7 protein-coding genes are annotated in these 7,600 nt (G+C 61.6%); 2 read left to right on the forward strand and 5 right to left on the reverse strand.

The features are described 5' to 3' along the window. Positions 1-32 precede the first annotated feature (32 nt). Positions 33-344, forward strand: a complete 312-nt coding sequence (locus VMJ11_RS02410; RefSeq protein WP_325616562.1) for a DUF4148 domain-containing protein — start codon at positions 33-35, stop codon at positions 342-344. A 134-nt stretch (positions 345-478) separates the two neighbouring features. On the opposite strand, the gene VMJ11_RS02415 is transcribed toward VMJ11_RS02410, so the two are convergent. The 5 genes from VMJ11_RS02415 to VMJ11_RS02435 form a co-directional block, all read right to left on the reverse strand. Beyond that, a complete protein-coding gene (locus VMJ11_RS02415; RefSeq protein ID WP_325616564.1) occupies positions 479-1,042 on the reverse strand; it encodes a hypothetical protein in 564 nt (187 codons plus the stop codon). 44 nt (positions 1,043-1,086) lie between these two features. Continuing rightward, entirely contained in the window at positions 1,087-2,664 is a 1,578-nt protein-coding gene (locus VMJ11_RS02420; protein WP_325616552.1) for a S53 family peptidase, read from the reverse strand. A 153-nt stretch (positions 2,665-2,817) separates the two neighbouring features. Further along, a complete protein-coding gene (locus VMJ11_RS02425) occupies positions 2,818-4,428 on the reverse strand; it encodes a S10 family peptidase (protein WP_325616554.1) in 1,611 nt (536 codons plus the stop codon). Positions 4,429-4,955: 527 nt separating this feature from the next. Further along, complete coding sequence (locus tag VMJ11_RS02430) at positions 4,956-5,801, reverse strand: Nramp family divalent metal transporter (protein WP_325616556.1); 846 nt, start codon at positions 5,799-5,801, stop codon at positions 4,956-4,958. After that, on the reverse strand, positions 5,801-6,268 hold the full coding sequence (locus VMJ11_RS02435) for an SDR family NAD(P)-dependent oxidoreductase (RefSeq protein ID WP_325616558.1): 468 nt from the start codon (positions 6,266-6,268) through the stop codon (positions 5,801-5,803). Before VMJ11_RS02435 ends, VMJ11_RS02430 begins: the two co-directional genes overlap by 1 nt. Positions 6,269-6,811: 543 nt before the next feature. On the opposite strand from VMJ11_RS02435, the gene VMJ11_RS02440 reads away from it, so the two are divergent. Beyond that, on the forward strand, positions 6,812-7,216 hold the full coding sequence (locus VMJ11_RS02440; RefSeq protein ID WP_325616560.1) for a cupin domain-containing protein: 405 nt from the start codon (positions 6,812-6,814) through the stop codon (positions 7,214-7,216). The last annotated feature ends 384 nt before the right edge of the window (positions 7,217-7,600 follow it).

The raw sequence follows: 7,600 nt of genomic DNA on the forward strand, positions 1-7,600 counted from the left end.
CATCGAATACCAAAGCTCAATGGAGGTTCATCATGAAGTCCCTGATCCAGGCCGTCGCGGTTGCTGTTGCCATCGTTGTCCCGGTTGCATCGTTCGCCCAGTCAAATGCGCCGATTACCCGTGCGCAGGTTCGCGCCGAACTGGTGCAGATCGAAAAGGCCGGCTACAGCCCGGCTCGCGGCGACGATCCGCACTACCCCGAAGACGTCCTTGCTGCAGAAGCAAAGGTTAGCGCGCAAAACAGCGCGGTTGGCGGCGTCGCTAACGGCTCGAGTGCCTCAAGTCTCGCTGTTGCCTCGCGCCCCGCCTACGACGGCATGAAGCCGGTCTACTTCGGCCAGTAAGCTGCCGCATTGGCGAATTTCCCGAAGAGGCGTGGCAATCGCACACTTCTCGCTCGAGAAACTGGCCCGCTCCCGCGATCAAGCCCAGAGCATAGTGCCTAACCCGTCCCCATGAACGGCGCGACGAAAGCCTCTCAGGTCGGGATCAGTTCCGCACTGTCACCGGGCATCAGCAATTCAGGCACCTGGCTGAAACGCCAGGCGCCGCTGCCGGCGTCGATGTCGAACACCCACACCATGTCGAACCGCTCGCCGGGCCATGTTTGCGGCGCCGTCGTGTTGCCGAGTATGGCGTTCGCAATGAGCGGGATGTGCTTGTGCTCCCAGCCGATCAGCACGACACCATCGCATGACTTCACGGCGTCCGCCAGTTGGGTCTCCTGACCAACGGCGTAAGTCGTATTGACGTTGAGCGATAGCTTTTGCGCGACCACGCTCACGGTCTCATCAGGTCGCTTGCTGGACTGCGCCCCCGCATCGGACGCTGCAAAGATCGTTTGCGGCTGGGCGAGTTCCCCGCTTTGCAGCGGGCCACGGGACGGCGCAAACAGCACCGCTAGCGCGCCGGCGCGGGCCCATCCCTGCACGAGCAACGAATTGGCATCCTGCTCGCCGTCAATCGTCACGCCGTAAGGGGGTATCGCGCCCTGAGGTTTTTCGCCATGGCGAATCACCATGATTTTTTGTGCATGTCCCATGTCGCCCTCCAAACGATGATTCGCGCGACCCGGCAAACCAGCCGTCATGCCAACGCCGCCTGGATCGCAGCCAGCAGATTTTTCCCTTGCGGCGTCCCCCACCCGGATGCCGCGTCATAGCCAATGCCCGCGCTATAGCCGCCCACGGAAGCGGTGTTGTTGTTGCCCGAAGTCACGTCCGTACAGCCAGCCGCCCCGAGCGTTGGCGCGCTGCCGGCACCCGCCGTTTGATAAAGCATGGGAGTCAGATACCCGACACGCTTGCCACCTGTGAGCTGGCTGTTGATCAACGCGATCAACGCCGCCCACAGCGGACTCGCGGCGCTCGTGCCGCCATTGGCTTCCGCATGGCCATCCACGACCAGCAGATACGGCGACGCATTCCAGTCCGCATTGGCGGCGACATCGGGTATGCATCGGCCGTTGATCGCGCCGGGATTCACCGACGTAATCGCGATCGCGCTTTGCCAGTCCGGCCGCGGAAATACGGCGCTGACCCCGCCGCCCGTACTGCCTCCCTGATCGGCCCGCAGCCCGTCGCCCTCCATCCATACGACGTCTGCGGCCGCGCCCGTGAAATCGACGATGGCCGTCCCGCCTACGGAGAGCACATAGGGACTCGACGACGGAAAATCGGCATGGGCGTGCCCGTCGGTGAGCCCGTCACTCGAGCCGTCGTCGCCAGCGGCCACGCACACTGTGATGCCGAGATACGCCGCCTCTTTCAGCGTTTCGTTGATCTGCGACATCGCCTGATCGGTCCAGATATCCGTGCCCTCGGACGCGCCCCAGCTGATCGACAGCACGCCCGGATTGTTGGTCTTGTCCTGCATCGCGGCGTCGAGCCCGGCAATCATGCCTGCGTCCGTCCATGCCGAAAAATAGACAACGATACCGCTCTTTGGACACAGCCCCGCAATGACCTCGATATCGAGCATCACTTCGCCTTCGGCACCGTCCTTGCTCTCGGTCGACGTGCCGTCCGTACTGACCGGCGTGACAGTCGGCATCGAGACGCCGGCCTTCTCGCAGAACTTGCTGAGATCGCCGGGAAAATATCCGCCCGCGAATTCGAGGAGGCCGACTGTCTGCCCCGTACCGTCGCCTTGGGGAAAGTCATAGCGGCTTGCGAACTGCGCAGGGACATACCACGACGGATGCGAGGACGAAAGCGCCCGCGGCGCAACCGTCCCGCGAACGGGCTGACGCCGCCGCTTCACGGTACGGCGATTGTCGAGCCCGAAAACGCCTTGCACGATATCCTTGAGCGCGTCCGGAATGAACAGATAGCCGACGCGCCCACGATAGTTTCCATCCGCGTGCGCGTAGTTGAAGAGCTTCACGTTGAACGCGGACTCCATCGCGCTGACCGGCCCCGACAGCCGCACCGTTCTCGCGCCCACGCTCGAACCGACCGTCTTGAGACCGTACTGCGACATCACCTGCGTCACCTGGTCGATGTCGTCCTGCGAAGCGCCGTATCGCGCGGCAAGCTCGTCGCGCGTGAGCGGAACAGCGGGGCGCGCCTCCAGATCCGGCAGCGCCTGCTTTCGCCTCAGCTTCAGTGTCACTTCGATGACACCACGCGCGTTGGCCTGACCCAATACTTTGGCACCGGGCATTGCGCGCCTCAGGCTCCCGGGCAGCTTACGATTCGGTACGTTCATGATGACCTCACTCAGCCTTGCCACTCGCCGCCTTGCTTCAAACGGGGCCGCGTCCGAGCGTGCGGCGGTGCGCGGCCGGCCTCTCGTCGTGTCGCTTCGGTCTGTGGTTCAGTACGGCGTGCGATTCAATCGACGGCGATATTGAGCAATGCCCTCCACCGCCGTCTGCTCCGGCTGAACCTTTGCCGTGATGGCTGCGACATGGGCTTGCGCCCCTCCGTAGAAGGACGAGAGGTCTGCCTTCATCGCAGTTCTCGATGCGTTGTCGAGGTAGACCATATGGCCCGAAGGATAGTTGTGGACCGACAGGTTCTGGTCGATCTGCTCGCTGCCCACCGGCATGGTCTGGAACGTGATGAAAGTCTGGAAGAAAGGCGTCACCGCATCGTAATACCCGTTGGCCGAGAACACCCTCAGGTACGGATTGATGGACATCGCGGCTGCGAGGTCGCCCGCCGTGTACAAGGTTCCGGCACCGCCCTTCTGCGCGCCCGTCGGGTCGATATGACCGAAGTCCCAGTTCTCGAAGGCCAGATCGTTCAGGTCCATGAACGGCGATACCGATGTGTACTGCAATTCGTCGTTGAGGTACACGTTCCACATTGCCGTATACACGCCGCTCACGGCAGCCATCGTAGGATCGTTGCCTCCCGAATCCGGCGAGACGAATTCGGCAATACCCGTGTCGATTCCCGTCACGCGACCGTCATAGGCGCCTACGGCCAACCCGGTATCGAGCAACAGGCTCGTCAGGAACGCCGAGCCGTTTCCGAGCGAAGGATCGAGCTGCCAGTACTTGAGGACCATCGGCGGGACGCCGAGTATGTCACTCAAATGTTGCAGCACCGCCTCATCGACGTCGGGGAACGCGTTCAGCGCATTCGCATACGGACCGCTCGCGAACGCGCTCACCTCGTCCATGAATTTCGGCAGATCGGGGGGCACCGGATTCAACGAGACTTTCTTGTGGAACCAGGCGTCGGCCGCGAACGTCGGGAGGATACCGATCGGGTTGCCCGTCTGCGAATAATCGAGAATCGAAGATTGCAGGACGATCCCGTTCAGATCGACGCCGTCTTCGTGCAGGAGCCATGTGAGCACGCAGGTGCGCGGAGTCCCATAAGATTCACCAAACAGATACTTGGGAGAATTCCAGCGGTTGAACACGGTCAGGTAACGCTTGATGAACTGCTTGATGCAGCCTGCGTCCTCGTCCACACCCCAGAAGTCCTTGTTGGTATGAGGCTCGACCGCAGTCGAGTAACCGGTGCCCACCGGGTCGATGAAGACGAGGTCAGTCTGGTCCAGCAGACTATCCGCGTTGTCTTCGAGTTCGTAGGGAGCCGGTGGCGTAAAGTTCGGCATGCTCGTCTTGATGCGCCTCGGTCCGAATGAACCGAGAAGCAGGAAAACCGACGATGAGCCCGGACCGCCGTTATAGAAAAACGTGACCGGCCTCGAAGATGGCGCCGCATCATCCACGGTGAATGCCACGTAGAACAGCTTCGCGCCTGGCCGCGAGCTGTAGCTGTCGGTCGTGACGAGGTGACCCGCTCGCGCCGTATAGGCAATCGACTTCCCGTTGAGCTTCAGCGTGTGATGCGTGATGGCCGCGTTTTCGGTGACGTCGCTGATCGAATCGTCGGGACCGTATCCATACGGCGTCGTGTCGACGAGCGGCTGGTCGGCCGGTGCGCCATTCCTCGCAGTTGCATTCATCGCGGATCTCCGTTTTTAGTTCAGTCGAAGACGCGCGGCGGCTTCGACGTCGTCCTGCCCACGGTCTCATACGCCAGCCGTCACTGGTAATCCATCAATCGATGCGAAGACGATAGTAGACATTTGATGCACGACCAACGCACCACGACCGTTCACGCAGTTACAAGGTGCTGCTATCGCACCGGAGCAGATCGACGGCCTTCGTGAATCCGTTTCCGGCTTGAAACCACTTGCGACGCGACGGACATGTCGATGCTTCGCACATTGCGAAGTATAGAAAATGGCCGGTTGTTTCCAAGGCACTTTATTTATGATGGCCGCTGCTATCGATCGAATGAAATCAATCTCTCGTGCACGGCATGCTTCATGCGTTTATCGCTACCGGGGGTCATCGAAGTAATATGCGACTTGCATGAACCGTTGCCACCTCAGTATCGGAGATATTGAAGCTGAATCGCAACGCCCCAGAGCTTTTCGCCGATGTGGGTCAGCTTCTCACCCGACAAGATCCAGTGCACGACTTGCCGTCACAGGCCGTGTATCGCCACCCCAAAAGTTTGCAGCAACAGAACGGCATTGAGTGCGAGGATCACGACAGTTCCAGCAATAGCGGCGCAGGCAACCCACCTGCTATTGGCGAACGGCCCCATGACATCGCCGCGTGATGTCAACACGACCAGCGCGATCATCGGCACGGGCAACGCGAAACTCAGTGCGATCTGGCTGTAGACCAAAGCATCGGTCGCATTCAGGCCGAGCGCGACGACGATGAACGCCGGAACCATCGTAACCAGTCGGCGAATCCAGACCGGAATGCGAAAGCCCATGAAGCCTTGCATGATCATCTGGCCTGCCATCGTGCCGACCACTGAACTCGAAATACCGGAGACCAACAGCGCGACGAGAGGAATGCCCGCCGCAGCCGCACCGAGCAGCGGCGTCAGGCTGTAATACGCGGTTTCGATTTCCGCTACTTCAGGATGTCCAGCATGGAACGCGCCCGAAGCCATAAGCACCATCGCCATATTGACAAGCCCCGCCACGGTCAGTGCAGTCAGGACTTCGACATTCGAGAACCGGACGAGCTTGCGGCGTTCTGTGTCGTTGTTTGCGCGCGCCCGGTTTTGCGTCAGACCTGAGTGCAGATAAATCGCATGTGGCATCACCGTCGCGCCCAGAATGCTGATTGCAACGGAGAGGGCTTCCGAACCATGCAACCGAGGGACGAATGTTCCCGTCAACGCAGCGGGCCACGCGACATGAACGATCATCAGTTTAACTACATATGACAACGCAACCGTTGCAACGAGGCCGCCGATTATCAACTCGAGAGAACGGAAGCCTTGACGCTCTCCCGTGAGAATCGCGTACATCACAATGCCGGCTCGGCAAACACGAAGCCGGGAATGAGCAAATGCGCGCTGATCTCGCACCCGGGGGTATTGCGAAGCTCATGTTGCAACGCTTCGGTGAAATCCTTCAGCCCGGCCTTCGAGATGTTGTATGCCGGGTCGCCTGGCAGGGTCGTGATGCCTTGCTTCGAGCCCGTATTGATGACGAGTCCGGGCCGGCCGCGCTCGATCATGTCGGGCATGAAGACCTGCGTGCCGTGAATGGCGCCCCACAGGTTCACGCCCAGCACGCGAGTCCAGTTTTCGGCGGGACCGAACATGCCGCTGCCCGGTTGAATGCCGGCGTTGGTCATCAGGACCTCGGTGCCGCCGAATCGTTCGGTGACGGCCGCGTGCAGACGGCGTACGTCGTCGACGAGACTCACGTCCGCCTCGAATCCGAACACGTCCTGTGCGCCGTTTGCACTCAGCGCGGCGACTTCTTCCACCGCGCGTGCGATCGATCGGCGCCACGGTCCGCGATGCAGACGCGAAGTCCGAGCTCCGCAAACCGCTTTGCCGCCGCGAGGCCGATAGCAGCCGCGACGCCCGTGATGACGGCGACAGCTCCCTTGGTCAAAGCAGAATGAGACATAGCGCGGATCCTTCTGGTGCGTCGAGGTGTCTGCGCAAGCGCAGCACGGTCCCGATGCGGGTTGACAATGTGCGAGCGCTGCTCGCACGGTGCGTTCTTTTGGCGTCGGCGCGCTGTGTAAAACGACGCCAGCGTGGGTGCCTTGGCGTACGCGAACCGGCGCTCGACACGCTCCAACCGTTCTACGCGTTTAATCTCGAGGATACGTGTTCGCTGACGCGGCGTCGACCAGCCGGTCCGGAAGCGCTTCTGGCACACGGCTCAGGGCGAAACGCGGAATCGAAATAGCGATCGAACCACGCGGCGTGGTCTGCCAACACGCCTTCACGATCGCTCAAGACGGCCGCCGCCAATTCGCGTAGTCTCGACCTCGTCCCCATCCGCAACGGAGCCGCTCATGACCTCCGCCCACCCCAATGCCCCGGCCGCACGCGGCCAGGGTCAGACCATCGACCTGCTCGGCAAGATCGCGCTCATCGAAGGACACTGGCAACCGCGCGTGGTTGCCGAGATGAACGACTATCAGTTCAAGGTGGTGAAACTCGCCGGCGACTTCACCTGGCACAGCCACGCCGACACCGACGAGACATTCATCGTGCTCGCAGGCGAACTGCGCATCGATACGCGCGATGGCCCCATCGTTCTGCGCGCAGGCCAGATGGCTGTCGTGCCGAAAGGCGCTGAGCACAAGCCCTGCGCGATCGGCGAAGTAAAGCTGCTGCTGATCGAGCCACGCGGCGTGGTCAACACCGGCGATGGCGCGCGCAGCGAGCGCACGGCGGAAAATGATCTCTGGATTTGAACCGGCTGTTCTTCGCGGCGCCACCGGCACAGCGGGCCCACGGCGCCGCCCTTCGCGCGGCTTCACGATTCGCGCGCAAACACCTCGCGCGCCGCGAAGAGGCCGTCCAATGCTGATTGCATATGGTGCTCGCCAGAGATCGACTCGCGTCGGACGGTAGTTGACCCAGCACGGTCAGTGGAGGTTCGTCGACCCCGATGTCTCACTTTGAGGCGAAGCAGCCACTCAACTGCCCACGCGACGAAGGTGGCTAACGGGAATTCGCTGCTGGTCCCGGGCACCTCTGTTGGCTTACTGGCAGGTAGAACACCACGCCGTGGGCGCGAGTCCCGAGCGCCGGGCAAGGTGATCAGCGCCGTGAGGACGCCAGGTCCTCCTCAATGA

This window comes from Paraburkholderia sp., assembly GCF_035501035.1.
Classification (GTDB): domain Bacteria; phylum Pseudomonadota; class Gammaproteobacteria; order Burkholderiales; family Burkholderiaceae; genus Paraburkholderia.